Origin of the sequence: Paenibacillus sp. FSL R7-0026, from assembly GCF_038004485.1 — a bacterium.
Taxonomy (GTDB): Bacteria; Bacillota; Bacilli; order Paenibacillales; family Paenibacillaceae; genus Paenibacillus; species Paenibacillus xylanexedens_A.
Window position 1 is genome coordinate 4,358,196 of record NZ_JBBORG010000001.1, and the last position, 16,166, is coordinate 4,374,361.

The 16,166-nt window shown below is 46.3% G+C and carries 12 protein-coding genes; 1 reads left to right on the plus strand and 11 read right to left on the minus strand.

What is annotated here, in order from left to right; translation table 11 throughout:
• Positions 1–5: 5 nt before the first annotated feature.
• From carB to pyrR, 5 genes are all read right to left on the minus strand, one after another.
• Positions 6–3,224, minus strand: coding sequence for a carbamoyl-phosphate synthase large subunit (gene carB / locus MKY44_RS19290; protein ID WP_047843734.1), 3,219 nt, complete (start codon positions 3,222–3,224; stop codon positions 6–8).
• A 1-nt stretch (position 3,225) separates the two neighbouring features.
• Positions 3,226–4,368 carry a glutamine-hydrolyzing carbamoyl-phosphate synthase small subunit gene (gene carA, locus MKY44_RS19295; RefSeq protein WP_047843735.1) on the minus strand — a complete coding sequence of 381 codons (1,143 nt, stop codon included), beginning with the start codon at positions 4,366–4,368 and terminating at the stop codon, positions 3,226–3,228.
• 427 nt (positions 4,369–4,795) lie between these two features.
• Positions 4,796–6,100, minus strand: a complete 1,305-nt coding sequence (locus MKY44_RS19300; protein WP_341008181.1) for a dihydroorotase — start codon at positions 6,098–6,100, stop codon at positions 4,796–4,798.
• Positions 6,101–6,226: 126 nt separating this feature from the next.
• Complete coding sequence (locus tag MKY44_RS19305; protein WP_390926083.1) at positions 6,227–7,138, minus strand: aspartate carbamoyltransferase catalytic subunit; 912 nt, start codon at positions 7,136–7,138, stop codon at positions 6,227–6,229.
• Positions 7,138–7,701 carry a bifunctional pyr operon transcriptional regulator/uracil phosphoribosyltransferase PyrR gene (gene pyrR / locus MKY44_RS19310; protein ID WP_017687330.1) on the minus strand — a complete coding sequence of 188 codons (564 nt, stop codon included), beginning with the start codon at positions 7,699–7,701 and terminating at the stop codon, positions 7,138–7,140. The genes MKY44_RS19305 and pyrR overlap by 1 nt, the downstream gene beginning before the upstream one ends.
• Before the next feature lie 710 nt (positions 7,702–8,411).
• Between pyrR and MKY44_RS19315 the strand changes: the two genes are divergently transcribed.
• The gene (locus MKY44_RS19315) at positions 8,412–11,087 is read left to right on the plus strand and encodes a YhgE/Pip domain-containing protein (RefSeq protein WP_341008182.1); all 2,676 of its coding nucleotides are present in this window, start codon (positions 8,412–8,414) and stop codon (positions 11,085–11,087) included.
• 91 nt (positions 11,088–11,178) lie between these two features.
• On the opposite strand, the gene MKY44_RS19320 is transcribed toward MKY44_RS19315, so the two are convergent.
• The 6 genes from MKY44_RS19320 to MKY44_RS19345 all read right to left on the minus strand — a co-directional run bounded on the left by MKY44_RS19320 (position 11,179) and on the right by MKY44_RS19345 (position 16,165).
• Positions 11,179–12,483, minus strand: a complete 1,305-nt coding sequence (locus tag MKY44_RS19320) for a DUF6080 domain-containing protein (RefSeq protein ID WP_341008183.1) — start codon at positions 12,481–12,483, stop codon at positions 11,179–11,181.
• A gap of 60 nt (positions 12,484–12,543) precedes the next feature.
• A complete protein-coding gene (locus tag MKY44_RS19325; protein ID WP_341008184.1) occupies positions 12,544–12,864 on the minus strand; it encodes an EamA family transporter in 321 nt (106 codons plus the stop codon).
• Positions 12,851–13,141 (minus strand): EamA family transporter, encoded by a 291-nt coding sequence (locus tag MKY44_RS19330; protein WP_445670694.1) that lies wholly within the window; start codon positions 13,139–13,141, stop codon positions 12,851–12,853. Before MKY44_RS19330 ends, MKY44_RS19325 begins: the two co-directional genes overlap by 14 nt.
• A 26-nt stretch (positions 13,142–13,167) precedes the next feature.
• Positions 13,168–13,800: an HAD-IB family hydrolase gene (locus tag MKY44_RS19335; protein ID WP_036614827.1), complete on the minus strand. Its 633-nt coding sequence runs from the start codon at positions 13,798–13,800 to the stop codon at positions 13,168–13,170.
• A gap of 18 nt (positions 13,801–13,818) precedes the next feature.
• A complete protein-coding gene (locus MKY44_RS19340) occupies positions 13,819–14,709 on the minus strand; it encodes a decaprenyl-phosphate phosphoribosyltransferase (RefSeq protein ID WP_074096975.1) in 891 nt (296 codons plus the stop codon).
• Positions 14,710–14,911: 202 nt separating this feature from the next.
• Complete coding sequence (locus MKY44_RS19345; protein ID WP_036674844.1) at positions 14,912–16,165, minus strand: LL-diaminopimelate aminotransferase; 1,254 nt, start codon at positions 16,163–16,165, stop codon at positions 14,912–14,914.
• Position 16,166: the final 1 nt, after the last annotated feature.

A 16,166-nucleotide genomic window follows, 5' to 3' on the forward strand; every position in this document is an offset into this window, starting at 1 on the left:
GTTATTTATTTTACAAAGACAGGCATTGCTTCCGAAGAGAAGTTGATCGTTTGCAGCATGATCAGCAGCGCACGAATCGTATCCAGTGAAGTCATACATACAATGCCGTTTTCTACCGCTTCACGACGGATACGGAATCCATCACGCTGCGGTGTTTTGCCTTTGGTGAGTGTGTTAAAGACAAAGTTTGCTTCGCCGCTACGGATCATATCCAGAATGTTCGGCGAACCTTCACTTAATTTGTTCACAGTCGTTACCGGAATGTTCGCTGCTTCAAGCGCAGCTGCTGTTCCGCCGGTAGCCATGATTTTGTAACCCAGTCTGTAGAAACCTTCGAGCAAAGGAACCGCTTCGTCTTTGTCTTTGTCTGCTACAGTTACTACGATCGCTCCGGTTGCCGGAATTTTCATTCCTGCACCGATGAGACCTTTGAACAACGCTTTAGCGTAATTCGGGTCACGGCCCATAACCTCACCTGTAGACTTCATCTCAGGTCCGAGGGTTGGTTCTACACGACGCAGCTTCGCGAAGGAGAAGACCGGAACTTTGACAGATACATGGTCCGACTCAGGCCACAGCCCGTCAACATAACCAAGATCTTTCAGTTTCACACCCAGAATGGCTTGTGTTGCCAAGTTCGCCATCGGAATGTTGGTTACTTTGCTCAGGAATGGTACAGTACGGGATGAACGCGGGTTCACCTCGATAATGTACACTTGGCCATCATGGATAACAAACTGGATGTTGACCAAACCTACCGTTTTCAGTTCTTTCGCAATTTTGATTGTAATCTCTACAATTTTCTCTTTCAAATCCTGGGACAGATGTTGAGGAGGATATACCGCGATGGAGTCACCAGAGTGAACCCCTGCACGCTCGATATGTTCCATGATTCCCGGAATCAATACCGTTTCACCATCACAGATGGCGTCAACCTCAACTTCTTTACCCATCATGTAACGGTCGATCAGGACCGGATGCTCCGGATTGATTTTAACCGCCTGTTCCATGTATGTCAGCAATTCAGCATCGGAGTATACAATCTCCATCGCACGACCGCCGAGTACATAAGAAGGACGAACCAAGACAGGGTAGCCCAGACTTTGAGCTGTTTCTACCGCATCATCAACGGAAATGACTGTTTTACCTTTTGGCTGTGCAATCTCCAGACGGGAGAGCAGACGTTCGAACTTCTTACGGTCCTCCGCCTCATCGATGCTTTCCAGATCCGTTCCGAGAATCGTTACGCCTGCATTACGCAATGGTGCTGCCAGGTTGATGGCTGTTTGACCACCGAACTGTACGATAACCCCTACTGGTTTCTCCTGTTCAATCACGTTCATGACATCTTCGAAGAAGAGCGGTTCAAAGTACAGGCGATCCGATGTATTAAAGTCCGTAGACACCGTCTCCGGGTTATTGTTGATAATGACTGCTTCATATCCTGCTTTTTGCAATGCCCATACTGCGTGTACAGTAGAGTAGTCGAACTCGATCCCTTGACCGATCCGGATTGGTCCTGAACCCAGTACCACAACTTTTTTCTTGTCTGAAGGGATCACTTCATTCTCTGTCTCGTAAGTTGAGTAGTAATATGGCGTTGTTGCTTCGAACTCAGCCGCACATGTATCTACCATTTTGTACACTGGGCGCAGGTTCTCTGCTTCCCGACGAGTTCTAACTTCCGCTTCAGTTGTTAATGTGCCTCCTGGTTGACCTTGCGCACGCAGTTCAGCAATGGCACGGTCTGTGAATCCAAGGCGTTTCGCTTGATACAGAATGTCGGAAGACAATTCGGATTCTTCGCGAATGCGATCTTCGAATGCGATCAGACCTTCGATTTTGTCCAGGAACCACCAGTCAATCTTGGTCAGATCCTGTAGCTGTTGCAACGTATAACCTCTGCGGAATGCTTCGGCAATCAGGAAGATACGCTCATCATCTGCTTTGATCAGACGCTCGTTCAGGGTAGCTTCGTCCAGCGTTTCTGCATCCTTCAGGTACAGGCGATGTACGCCAATTTCCAGGGAACGAACTGCTTTGTGAATCGACTCTTCGAATGTCCGGCCAATAGCCATTACTTCGCCTGTTGCTTTCATCTGAGTTCCCAGTTTACGGTTCGCCGAGATAAACTTGTCGAACGGCCAGCGTGGGATTTTGCTCACGATATAATCCAGCGTAGGCTCGAAACAAGCATACGTTTGGCCCGTTACCGGGTTCACGATTTCATCCAACGTGTAACCCATCGCAATTTTCGCAGCCATTTTGGCAATCGGATAACCCGTTGCTTTGGAAGCCAGGGCGGATGAACGGCTTACCCGTGGATTTACTTCGATAACGTAGTATTGGAAGCTGTGTGGATCCAGTGCAAACTGTACGTTACATCCACCCTCAATGTTCAGGGCACGGATGATTTTCAGGGAAGCTGAACGCAGCATTTGATATTCACGATCCGACAATGTTTGGCTTGGTGCTACAACGATACTGTCGCCTGTATGAACACCTACCGGGTCAAAGTTTTCCATGTTGCAGACAACGATACAGTTATCGTTTTTGTCCCGCATAACCTCATACTCGACTTCTTTCATACCTGCAATGCTCTTCTCGACCAGACATTGCCCAATTGGGCTGTAACGAATTCCCGCTGCCACCGTCTCACGCAGCTCTTCTTCGTTCGCACAGATTCCGCCGCCTGTTCCGCCCAGTGTATAGGCTGGACGTACGATGATTGGATAACCAATCTCATTCGCAAATTCAAGTGATTCTTCAAGTGTCGTTACGATGACACTCTCTGGTACAGGTTGTTCCAATTCACGCATCAGGTCACGGAACAGATCACGATCTTCCGCTTTCTCGATAGATGTCAGCTGTGTTCCGAGCAATTTCACATTTTCACGTTCCAGCACGCCTGCACGAGCCAGCTCTACAGCCATGTTCAGACCTGTCTGACCACCCAGTGTTGGCAACAAGCCATCTGGACGCTCTTGACGAATGATTTGCGTTACAAAATCCAGTGTAATTGGCTCAATGTAGACTTTGTCAGCCATGTTTGTATCCGTCATAATGGTCGCCGGGTTGCTGTTGATAAGTACAACTTCCACGCCTTCTTCTTTCAGAGCCTGGCAAGCTTGTGTACCGGCATAGTCGAACTCGGCCGCTTGACCGATGACGATTGGACCGGAACCAATCACCAGGATTTTTTTGAGATCTTTGTTAATCGGCATGTTATTGTGCTCCTTTCACTGCGGCTGCCAATACGGCTTGACGCGGCTTTTGCGGGTTAGTGATCTTGTGCTCGCGAATCATCTCAATGAAGCGGTCGAACAGATAGCTGTTGTCGTACGGACCCGGGGCTGCTTCAGGGTGATATTGAACCGAGAATGCCGGGAATGATTTATGTTTCAGACCTTCAATGGTCTTATCGTTATTGTTGATATGTGTAACTTCCAGATCTGTACTCTTCACAGATTCTTCGTTTACGGTAAATCCATGGTTCTGGGATGTGATGAAGCAACGTCCGCTCTCCAGTTCTTTCACCGGGTGGTTTCCTCCGCGATGTCCAAACTTAAGTTTTTCGGTGTCTGCTCCTGCTGCAAGTGCGAACAACTGGTGACCCAGGCAGATACCGAAGATCGGGTATTCGCCAAGCAGTTCACTGATCATGTTAACTGCGTGAGGTACGTCTTTCGGGTCCCCAGGGCCGTTGGACAGTTGAATGCCATCCGGGTTCAGGCGACGAATCTCGTCTGCTGTTACATCGTGTGGAACAACAACAACGTCACAGTTACGTTTGCTAAGTTCGCGCAAGATTCCTGTTTTAGCACCATAATCCACAAGCACAATACGTTCAGCCGTTCCCGGGCTGTTGTAGACATGCTCTGTAGAAGTCATAGGCACCTGGTTACGCAGCTCGGCAATGGTAGTGTCTCCCATCATCTCCAGCAGTTCTTCCACAGGCTTCGATCCTGTTGTGAGAATTCCCTTCATTGTGCCGTGGTGACGAATCCGGCGAGTCAACATGCGTGTATCAATTTCGCTGATTCCTACGATGCCGTATTCTTTGAGCAGATTGTCTACGCTGTATTCCGCACGCCAGTTACTCGGCGTTGGCTCATGACGACGCACAACAAAACCGTGTACGTATGGACGAATCGACTCAAAGTCATCACGCGTAATGCCGTAGTTTCCGATCAGCGGATACGTCATGGTTACGATTTGACCGCAATAGGAAGGATCCGAAAGCACCTCTTGATAGCCTGTAATTCCCGTATTAAAAACGACCTCACCTGTAGTTTCACCTTCAGCACCAAATGCTTTCCCGGTGAACAGTGTGCCGTCTTCCAACAATAATCTTGCCTGTGCCTGCATCCCATTTCACTCCTCTGTGTTTATCAACGTTGAATGGCATTTGGGTTGAACATGGGGACGTTACGATTGTGCGGCTCCGCGTACAGAAAACCCTTTGATCGCTGTTATCACCGGATTACTTTTATCATTTTTCAAATGATGTATCCGGTGATAAAGGCGAACGCTTTGCTTCTTCGGGTCTTTTCTGTCCGCTCCGCAGTTACGTTGGTGTCCAAGTTCAAAATCATGACATTCAACTTTGCTTTGTTTCGTATGTTTAAACTCTTGGCATAATCTGCCTCGAGTTAGTTGTAAAGATGTTACTGTGTAGAAGTTGTAAATTTAGAGTTATAATGACTTGTTGATTAAAGAGTTAAGAATTACTGTTACTGATTTAAAGAGTTGAAAATATAGAGTTACTGTTTTATAAATTTGCTGAGTTACCGTTTTATTGTTGTACAGTGTTGCTCCATACGCTTTTGCCATCCACCCAAGTTTGTACGGCCCAGCCTTTCAGCTTCCAGCCTGTGAATGGTGTGTTTCTTCCTTTAGTTGCAAACGTTGCAGGATCAACCGCTTTTTCCTCGTTCAGGTCAATCATCGTGATATCGGCTGGTGCTCCCTCTTCAAGTTTGCCTGTATCCAGTCGGAATACACGTGCCGGATCAGCTGTCATGCGTTTCACCAGGAAGTCCAAGCTCCACAATCCTGTTTCCACAAACTTGGTGTACAGCAGCGGGAAGGCTGTTTCAAATCCTACGATTCCAAAAGGTGCCAGCTCCATGCCTTTGGCTTTCTCTTCTTCACTGTGTGGCGCGTGATCGGTTACGATCATATCCAGCGTCCCGTCTAGCAAGCCTTCAATACAAGCCTGCACATCGCGTGGTGAGCGCAGCGGCGGGTTCATTTTCCAGTTGGCGTCCATTCCCGGGATATCTTCATCCGACAACACCAGATGGTGCGGACACACCTCAGCAGTTACTTTAATGCCGATGGACTTCGCTAAACGAATCAGTCGAACCGATTGCTCTGTACTTACGTGACAGACATGGTAGTGAACTCCTGTTGCTTCTGCGAGCAAGATATCACGGCCAACGTGGATAGCTTCGGATTCATTTGGAATCCCTTTGATGCCGTGACGCTTCGAAAACTCACCTTCCGTCACAAATCCACCAACAACCAGTGAGTCATCTTCACAGTGAGCGATCACTGGCATATCCATACTTGCCGCGAGGCTCATGGCATCTTTCATCATTTGAGCGTTTTGTACGCCTACACCGTCATCTGTGAATCCAATAGCGCCTGCTTCTTTTAATGCGGCAAAATCGGTAAGTTCACGACCCAGTTCGTTTTTTGTAATGGCTGCATAAGGCAACACTTTAACCAGATCAGCTTCTTTGGCCTTATCCAGTACCAGTTTCACAACTTCCGCTGTATCTGTAACTGGTCTCGTGTTCGGCATGCAAGCGATCGTTGTAAAACCACCTTGTGCTGCTGAACGGGCACCTGTCTCGATCGTCTCTTTGTGTTCGAATCCAGGTTCACGCAGATGCACGTGCATATCGATCAATCCCGGAATGACCAGTTTGCCTGATGCGTCTGTCACACTTTGCGCTGACTTTTCGGCATCCATTACGGCTTGGTCTTCCAGACCAGCGATCTTTTTAATTTTACCCTCATCTATAATGATGGTTTTCCGTTCAAGTTCCCCTTTTTGGTTCAAGACGTTCGCGTTTTTTATAATCTGTAGCATAATTGCCCTCCGCTTCGGTTCTGTCCGGCTTACCAGGCAAGCCGGATGATTTTCTTTATCGTGTACTCTCTTATTGCTCTATAAGAACTACCGTACCGTCAGCCTATGACCCACAGCCAGACCCTGTTACAGTTTCATCGCACGTTCCATAACCGCCATGCGGATTGGAACGCCGTTTGCCATCTGCGGGAAGATCCGCGATGCTTCACTTTCCACAACCGCGTCATCTACCTCGACGTTGCGATTCACTGGAGCAGGGTGCATGATAATGGTGCTTGGTTTTAGGCGTGATGCCCGTTCTTCCGTCAATCCGTAGTGTTCGCGATAATCCTCAGCTGAAGTAATTAAGCCATGTTGATGACGTTCCAGTTGAACACGGAGCATCATGACTACATCTGCATCCAGCGCTTCTTCAAGACCGACATAAGGAGCATGCTCTGCGAGTTCCGGTGCCTGCATCGTTTGTGGTGCACAGAAGCGTACATCTGCACCAAACTTTTGCAGTGCCCACAGGTTGGAACGAGCTACACGGCTATGCAGGATGTCACCAATGATGGAAACACGCAAGCCTTTCAGTTCGCCAAATGTTTTCCTCATCGTGTAGAGATCCAGCAACGCCTGTGTGGGATGCTCATTGTTGCCGTCTCCGGCGTTAACAAGTGGTACATTCACTTTCTGAGCCAGTTGTTGCAGAACCCCTGCCGGTTTCAACCGGATCACGCCTGCATCAATGCCCATCGACTCAAGTGTTCGTACCGTATCGTAGATGGACTCTCCTTTTTCTACACTGGATGCAGCTGCCGTAAAGTTCAGCACTTGTGCGCCCAGGCGTTTCTCTGCCATTTCGAAGGAGAAACGGGTACGTGTGCTGTTCTCGAAGAACATGTTTGCAACGAAGCGTGATTCCAGTACAGGAACCAGTTTCTCTTTCTGCGCTTCCCAGTGAGCCGCTCTGTTTAGAATGGACTCGATTTCTCCTCGACTAAGTTCCTTCAGTCCAAGCAAGCTTCGGTCTCTCAATGCTGTCTGTGTAATCATTATGCTTGCTCCCCCCGGTTCTGAGTGATCTTGACTTCGTCCTGTCCGTCCGTTTCCATGAGTGCAACTTCGATCTCCTCTGATTTGGAAGTCGGCACATTCTTGCCGATAAAATCAGGTCGAATCGGAAGTTCCCGGTGTCCGCGGTCTGCGAGTACAGCCAGCTGAATGTTCTGCGGTCTTCCACAGTCCATCAGGGCATCCATCGCTGCGCGAATCGTCCGTCCAGTATAGAGCACATCATCGAACAAAATCACTTTTTTGTTATGGATCGAAAGTGATTCAGGTGTCATAATCAACATTTCCTTGCGATTCGCTTTATTTTCGTCCAAGCGGTCATCGCGGTAAGGAGTCACATCCAGTTCTCCCCAGGGGACTTTGGCGCCTTCGATTTCTTCAATCTTCGCGGCAATCCGTTCTGCGAGGTAAACCCCGCGTGTACGGATACCGACCAACACACAATCGTCGATTCCTTTGTTTTTCTCCAATATCTCATGGGCAATCCGTGTTAATGCGCGGCGGATCGCCGTCTCATCCATAATGACATGTGTCTCTGTGCTCATGCGTTCAGCCTCCTCAGGATTTCCCTTCAGCATCATGGCCCCGTGACGAGGAGAACAAAAAAGACTCCTTGCCGTGTTTATTGGCAAGGAGTCTCCGAACTTCAGACCGCTCTGAAGAAAGTTTACTCTCGGGGATGCATCGCTTCATTTGCCGCAGCAAAAAAACGATGTATCGTTCACGTTACCTTGCCAGTCTCACGGGACTGATTTAAAGGTGCTATTCATGTCGTTCATATTGCAGGACCTCACAGGGTTCTGTAATCAATATGTCCGTTTGTCTTCATGAATTATGACAGAAAGACAACCCCCTGTCAACACCTCACCATCGCAGGTGAAAACCCTCTGCTACGTTCTTCTTAGAATCAGCAGTTAGGCTGAAAAACATCCATGCACAATACATCTCATTGGTTACTCATAATTATACAACATTTCTGCATATTTATCCATAGGCAAATGAGAAATTAGATATAACCAAAATAAACCTCTTACTATACTTAAGTAGAGACAAAACACTTCTTTTTAGAACAAACGGTGAGTTTCATTTTACGCAATATATGAAGGCTCTGAATTAGTACCAAGTGAAATGGGTACAGTTTATAAACATGAACCCATTCATAGATGCTGCAATAATGCCGATATACATAAGATTCACAAATATGCGACATAGAAATAAGATACGCCCTACATTTATGTACATTTAGGAGGAAGTCATGCGTCACATTTGGCACGTTTACAAAACAGACTGGTTACATATTCTGAAGGTTCCCACAGGGATATTTCTAATTGTGGCTATTATTCTACTTCCCGGGGTGTATGACTGGGTCAACGTGAAGTCCGTATGGGACCCGTACAGTAATACCCAGGGGATCAAAATTGCAGTGACAAGCGAGGACGCGGGTGCGACTGTTGAAGGAACCAATATTAATATCGGAGACGAACTGGTATCCAGCCTCAAAAACAACGAAAAGCTGGGCTGGACTTTTGTAGATCGAGCTGAAGCTAGTCGGGGTGTACAAACAGGGGAATATTATGCCAGCCTACTCATTCCGGGAGACTTTTCGTCCAAAATTACAGGTATCGTTGACGGAAAGCTGGAACGCCCAGAGGTGATCTATACCGTTAATGAGAAAGTGAATGCCATTGCTCCAAAAATCACAGGCTCCGGTGTATCTGCGATAACAACGCAAATCAATGAGAATTTCACTGAAGCCGTCAGTGAGGCCGTTCTGACCAAGTTGAAGGAAGCCGGGGTTGAGATTAATTACCAGCTTCCAACATTACGCAAAATGGAAAATGGCATTTTTACGCTGGAGAAAAATCTTCCGGCTATTCAAGCCGCAGGTCAAAAGGTTCTGGAAGTGGAAAAAGCCATGCCCGAGATTGTAAAAGATGCTCAAAAGATCGTTGAAATCGAGAAAAAACTGCCTGAAATCAATGAAGCAGCACAGTATGTGCTCAAGGTGCAGGAGTATTGGCCACAAATTAATGATGCGGCTTCCGAAGTGCTCACTATCCAAGGGCGGATACCGGATATACAAAAAGCGGTAGAACGCATTCGAGAAGTGGATGAAAACTTTGGTCAGGTATCGGGTGTCATCCAAACGGCACTGGATAAAACCAACAAAGCGCTGTCTATCGTAACGGCAGCAGAGCAAGATTTGGACAAAGTATCACAAATCGCTGGCAACGGGATTGAGCTGGCCCAAGGCTTGAATCAATTTGTAGATTCTAGTGAAGAAGCGTTTCAGGCTATTGGCCCAACGATCCGCCAAAATCTGCTGCTGGTGCAGCAGATTACTAACGCTGCTGGAGACGTATTTGCACAATTGCAAAATTCGGATCTTGAAAACCTTCCTACAGCAGAAGATCTCGACCGGATTGCTTCGCGTTTAGGGATTGCGGTAAAACTCGTTGACAGTATGGCAGAACTACTGGGCAAAATAGACAACTTGCTCCCAAGCCATCCACTTGCTGATAAAATTACGCAGCTGAACTCCGTTTCAGATAAACTTCAGTTGCAAATCCGTCTGGCTGGGATCATGAGTGATGCCATTCGTCGCAATACAACTCCGCCGACAGACGTCATCGCTCAGTTAAATGCTCTCTCGAAGGACATTAGCAGCGGGATTGGCAATATCTTAAACACCTATGAAAGTGAAATATCGCCTGCACTTGCAGCTGGTGCGGATAAGCTCAGGTCTATCCTCTCCACTTCAGCAGAAACTCTACAAGGTGCAAAAGATCGAATTCCTGATATTGCGGACATTCTTGCATCGGCCAAAGAAGGGATTACGTTTGGGCAGACCGAGTTGACAAAAATCCAGAGCGACTTGCCTCAAATACAATCTAAGATCCATGAGATATCAGAAACACTCGCGAACAAAAGTGAAGGTTTTATCCAAGCTTTGAACACCGTGTCTTCATTAATTCGAAATGATCTGCCCAAGCTGGGAAACAAACTGAACGAAGCGGCTGACTTTGTTCGTAATGATCTGCCTAATGCCGAGAAACAGATAGGCAAGGCATCCGATTTTGTTCAGAACCAGCTTCCGGAGGTCGAAAAAGGAGTACATCGTGTTGCCACGCTGGTACGTGATGATCTGCCAGCATTGGAAAGTGCCATCAGCAAGGCTGCAGACAAACTTAGGGAAGTCGAAGGTAATAACCAGTTTGCCGAGCTTGCCAAGCTTCTGCGCGGCGATATCGAAGAAGAGAGTGCTTTCCTTGCAAGCCCGGTGAAAATCAAGGAACAACAGCTTTACCCGATTCCGAATTATGGATCGGCCATGTCGCCATTTTATGGCGTGCTGTCCTTGTGGGTTGGCTCAACACTGCTGATTTCTCTGCTTCGTGCCGAAGCTGAGAATCCAGAGGGCAAGTTCCGAGGATATGAGTTATATCTTGGACGTCTCGCTACTTTTCTGACCATTGGGTTACTTCAGGCGATATGCGTCACCCTGGGAGATATCTTAATCCTGGGTACCTATGTTGCGGATAAACTGTGGTTTGTCCTGTTTGCCATGCTGGTGAGTGCCGTATTTGTCACCATAACGTACACCCTGCTGTCCGTTTTTGGGAATATCGGAAAAGGGATCGCCATCATCTTCATGGTGTTTCAGTTCTCCAGCTCCGGCGGTACGTTCCCAATCAGCATGACATCACCTTTTTTCCAGGCATTGAATCCGTTCATGCCCTTCACGTATGCGATCAGTCTGCTGCGTGAGTCGGTCGGCGGCATATTGTGGTCTACTGCCATCAAGGATATTCTGTGGTTGTGTATGTTCATCGCGCTGAGTCTCATTGTTGCTCTCGCTTTGAAACGTCCACTCAGCAGTCTCACCAAACGTTCAGCCGAGAATGCCAAGAAGACCAAAATTATTGCTTAACTCTTTTGCTGGACACTAAATAAGAAAAGGCCATTGGACTTTCCATCCAATGGCCTTTTCTTATTTCATTATATGAATCGATACATTTTGATTATTTCACTGAGCGTTCCTGTTCCAACTGATCATAAGATTGCTTGATTGTTGTTAATGTTTCGACATGGCGATAGATGTTGTTACTTGCCGTAACGATAACACATAACATGATCAAGCCTATAACCACTTTTTTCCCCAATCCCGGACGAAGGCTGATGACGAAACCTCCACCCAACAGGAAGAACACAAATAGATAATGCCCCGCATACAGGTACATATCATATTGAAATACAGCCAGACCAAAGCCCACGACGACATGAAGCAAAAAGGCAAACAAAATGTATGGCACAAGGGTCCACACTTCACGTTCACGAATGCCCTTAATGAAGCCCATGAATGCCAACAGTAAAATAAAGATACCTGTAATCTGCACATAGATTGGATTGGAACGGGATATATCCGTAACAAAGGCTGCCATACCCGGGTCCAGTAAATGCATCTTCGGTGTCAGCATTGGATTTATCGTTAGCATGTTCAATGCTTTCCAGTGAACAGCGAACTGGAATGGCGTTGCATAGCTGGTTCCACCATTTTGAATGCCCAACAGCCAGTTACTTACCCAACTGCGACCTCCAAAGGCAACATACTGAATGCCAGTTAATACGACGATGATCAGAACCGCCAATGCCATGATGCCGATGTATTTTTTCAAATTCGCCTTATTGCGCCATACATGCATATTGAAGAATGTGGCAGCAGCAAATGGTACGATATTGGTCGAGGTTAGTCCAAAGTTAATCGATGCAAGCAATGCATTGGGTACATAACGTACGTCCTGACGCTCACGAGTATACTGCATGTAAACCACCGACAACAGAATAACGAACTGTACATAAGGATACGAATCCGGGATCAACGCGGTATACATCAGGTAGGAACTGAAACCAAAAAGTAAGGCGAACAACAGCGGTACAATGGTCGGCTTGTCTTCTTTTTGACTCAGGAATAGATACGCCAGCACCACTGAACCCGCATTCACCAGCGATTGCAGGATTAGAAAGAACCAGTTGCCTCCCAGCAGTTTCGCTACAGCCGCAAGGGTGACTGCGAGAAAGGAAATCAGCGGATGAATCACGGAAGAACTGTTGTCTCCATAATACATTGAAGGATCAAAGTTGAATAAGTTGATTGGAAACAGCGTTGTATTAAATGGGCTATACGCCCCAAGCAGTTCTGCATTATTTTCTATGTACAGAACATACGAGCCGTTCATTAAACCATAGAACAGAGCAAATCCCGCAAACAGGTAAAAGGCTGTCCAGTTGGCTCTTCGATTATAAAATAAGTAATCTAAAAAGTTCATGCTTTCATTTCACATCCAATAAATTTTATAGTGCTCGTGTAAATAATCTTTTAGTTCAACTTAGAACACCAATAAACATAGGCCACCCATAATACATGCCACACCTATCCAGCGTAAAGGGCCCACCGTCTCTTTAAATACCAAGATCGCAATGATTAGGGTCCAGACATACGTTAACGCGTTCGCAGGCAGGACAACGGTTAACGGAAGAAACTTCAACAATACAATATTCAGCAACGCACCCGTTCCGTAGAATCCCAGCCCCATGAGTACATGCAGACGATTGCGACTAGTAGCATAAGCTTTCAGTCCGGCCCCGCCCAGTGCACCACACAACGTCATGACAATTAATACGGCAACCATCCAGCTATCGATCAACACTGGTTAATGTCACCCCGATTCCAAGCAACACAACTGCCGCCAGCTTCTGCACCGTAATTTCTTCCCCAAGCAAAAAATATCCATAGATTAAGGCAAACACGTAACTGGCACACATCAACGGATAAGCAACAGAGAGTTTTTCCAGAGCAAAAGCTTTAATCATCAAAATCGCTCCAAGTCCATAACACAAAAAACCAACACCAAGGTAGACCCACTCGGTTAGTCCCCATTTCCAGAACAATTGACCCGTTGCTGTCAGAAAAGCGGAAACGAGCATCAACCATTTACCGGTATGACGCGATTTTATTTCCCCCACGTTAATGCCTCCATGTCCGGAACACGCTTGTTAATAAAGTATCGTTGACTTACAAGCTGCATGACTGGAAGGTCGGATAAGGAGTCCGAGTAGGAACATGACTGGTCATAATCAATGACCATATTCTTCTCACTCAGATAAGCCTGAATTCGGCGTACCTTCTCTTCCCCTTTACAATTGCTGCCATCAACTCTGCATGTGTAACCATTCTCATGACGGACAAGTTCAGTTCCTATCACATGATCCACCCAGGGAAAATTATTAAAGTATTTCATATAGGCATGCGGAGATGCAGTTACCAGCAAGACATGATAACCTGCTTCTTTGCGGTGTTGCATCTCTACACTGGCCTCGGCAAAAATGGACGTACGCAAACGAGTATCAAAGAAATGTTCGAGATCTTTTTCAGACATACGCTCAATTTCTTGAAAGTAGGATCGTTTGACTTGTTCAACCGTCATGAAACCTGCCTTGAATAACACGGTATGTAATGCGATGACAGGTAATCTCCATACCTGCCACGGGTAACGGCGAACACCGTAATGCACAAATTGAAACATGGAATCACTGCGTATGATCGTTTTATCAATATCAAAAATGGCGACTTTCGTGCTTTTCACCCTGATCCCCCTCAGCCTTTATTCAAAGATAGCAAAGATTGTAACAACACTTATCACATACAACATAACCGTAATTAATATGGGCTTGTCCTCAAACAGCACCCGATCGGGCGAACCTCCCTGGTTCTTCATGTGGATCAGATACAGGTAACGGAACATGCCGTAAATGACCAATGGAATCGTCCACATGAGATGAATGGTTCGATCTGAAGTGAATGTGAACAGGGAATAACTGATAATCGTAGCTGTCGTCACAATCGTATTGAATTGATCCAGTAATGTAATGGAGTAGTTATCCAAAACCTTACGGTGTGAGCCTGTATTTCCCTCAAGCAACGTAAGTTCATTTCTGCGTTTGCCAATGGCCAAAAACAACGACAACAACATTGTACAGATCAAAAACCACGGTGTGAACGGCACATGGATCAGCACACCACCTGCAATAGCACGAAGTACAAAGCCGGCTGCAATGGTCATCATGTCCAGGATAACGAGATGTTTCAGTACAAATGAATACGAGACATTTAATAAGAAATAGACGATACATAACACCCCAAATAGAGGGTTCATCATGAAGGCCGTTCCTACGGAAAGGATTAATAGAATAATGCCAAACAACAACGCATGACTCGGATTCACCTGCCCAGAAGCCATAGGACGATACTTTTTCACCGGATGCTGTCGATCCCTGTCCCGGTCTACAAAGTCATTCAAAATATAAACACAGCCTGCAACAAGGCTAAATAGAATAAAACCAAGCAACGTCGCAAGAATGGTTTCCGTCCGAATCTCCTCAAAAGAGAATAGTAACGCAGCAAATAACAGCAGATTTTTGGTCCACTGTTTGGGTCTTAACAATCTGATTAATCCTGACACTGTACTGCCTGTTCCTGTAGCCGGTGAGGACACCGTACTTGTTCGTGATGATAACAATTGTAATAACTCCCTTCAAAAACAACTTCTGTATATAACAAATAACGTAAAGATCTAATCATATGTTGCTTGTATAATTTTGTAAAGGGAGTAAATGAAAAAAATCTAATATGGGCATAAAAAAAGAGACCGTTTCCGGTCTCTTCGTTAGTACAAGTTTAATCTATGTGTACAACAATTAAAATTCGAATTGCACGTCGCTCAGACGACGTTTGATCTCAGCAATAACACGTTTCTCTTCCTCTTCACCCTTCGCTTCAAAGGTTACGGAGAAACGAACAAAGTTACCAGCATCATCCCAAGGTACGGATGAGATCAATTTCTCACGGATCAGGAATTGGGAGAAATCTTCGCCAGATTCGAAACGACGTCCACCAACCACACCTTTTGGTGCTTCAACATACAGGAAGAATGAACCTTTAGGTTTTTCAGCCTGGAAGCCCAGTTCGTTCAATGCGGCAACGAGCATGTCGTGACGACGGGAATATTTCTCTGCAATTTTTTCCGTAATTTCAGGGTGATTCAATCCGTAAGCAGCAGCCTTTTGAATCGCGATGAACTGACCGGAGTCATTGTTGTCCTTCACGTCACTGAATGCTTTGACTACAAGCGGGTTACCCGCTACGAATCCGATTCTCCAACCCGTCATGTTGTAGGACTTGGACAGAGAGTGCAGCTCTACGCCAACATCCTTCGCACCAGGTACCGACAGGAAGCTGAACGGTTTTTTGCCATCATACGTCAATGCTGCATATGGAGCATCATGTACAACCACAACATTGTATTTCTTAGCCCATTCCACAACTTCAGTGAAGAACTCCACCGTCGCGCTTGCGCCTGTTGGGTTGTTCGGATAGTTCAGGTAGAGCAACTTCGCACGTTTTGCGATGTCTTCCGGGATAGCCGTCAGATCAGGCAAGAAGTTGTTCTCTTTCGTCAACTGGATGTTGAACACTTCTCCACCCAGATACTTCGTATGTGTACCCATAACCGGGTAACCTGGAACGGTCATAATCGTCACATCACCCGGATTGATGAAGCATGAAGGCATCATCGCCAAAGCCGGTTTGGAACCAATGGAGTGTACGATTTCAGTATCTGCATCAATACCTTCTACGTTGAATACGTTTTTCAGGTAAGAAGCAGCAGCAGCCTTGAATTCAGGAATACCATTGTCGGCATAACCACGGTTCTCAGGTCTGGAAGCTTCTTCTGCGAGTGCAGCCACAATGCCTGCATCCGCCATTTCGTCCGGTTCACCTACACCAAGGTCGATCAGTTCCACATCGGGAAAATCTTTTTTGGCCGAAGCTTTGGCACGTTTGATTTTCTCGAATTTATAAATGTTCGTGTCTTTACCATAGTTGGAGCCACCGATACGGTCGGCAAAATTAGTCTGAATGTAAGTTTCTTGATATTTATCGATACTCATA

What these genes read in the sequence shown, in the direction of transcription:
- carB (WP_047843734.1), bottom strand. Translation starts at nt 3,224, where the DNA reads ATGCCGATTAACAAAGATCTCAAAAAAATCCTGGTGATTGGTTCCGGT.
- carA (WP_047843735.1), bottom strand. Translation starts at nt 4,368, where the DNA reads ATGCAGGCACAGGCAAGATTATTGTTGGAAGACGGCACACTGTTCACC.
- MKY44_RS19300 (WP_341008181.1), bottom strand. Translation starts at nt 6,100, where the DNA reads ATGCTACAGATTATAAAAAACGCGAACGTCTTGAACCAAAAAGGGGAA.
- MKY44_RS19305 (WP_390926083.1), bottom strand. Translation starts at nt 7,138, where the DNA reads ATGATTACACAGACAGCATTGAGAGACCGAAGCTTGCTTGGACTGAAG.
- pyrR (WP_017687330.1), bottom strand. Translation starts at nt 7,701, where the DNA reads ATGAGCACAGAGACACATGTCATTATGGATGAGACGGCGATCCGCCGC.
- MKY44_RS19315 (WP_341008182.1), top strand. Translation starts at nt 8,412, where the DNA reads ATGCGTCACATTTGGCACGTTTACAAAACAGACTGGTTACATATTCTG.
- MKY44_RS19320 (WP_341008183.1), bottom strand. Translation starts at nt 12,483, where the DNA reads ATGAACTTTTTAGATTACTTATTTTATAATCGAAGAGCCAACTGGACA.
- MKY44_RS19330 (WP_445670694.1), bottom strand. Translation starts at nt 13,141, where the DNA reads ATGCTCGTTTCCGCTTTTCTGACAGCAACGGGTCAATTGTTCTGGAAA.
- MKY44_RS19345 (WP_036674844.1), bottom strand. Translation starts at nt 16,165, where the DNA reads ATGAGTATCGATAAATATCAAGAAACTTACATTCAGACTAATTTTGCC.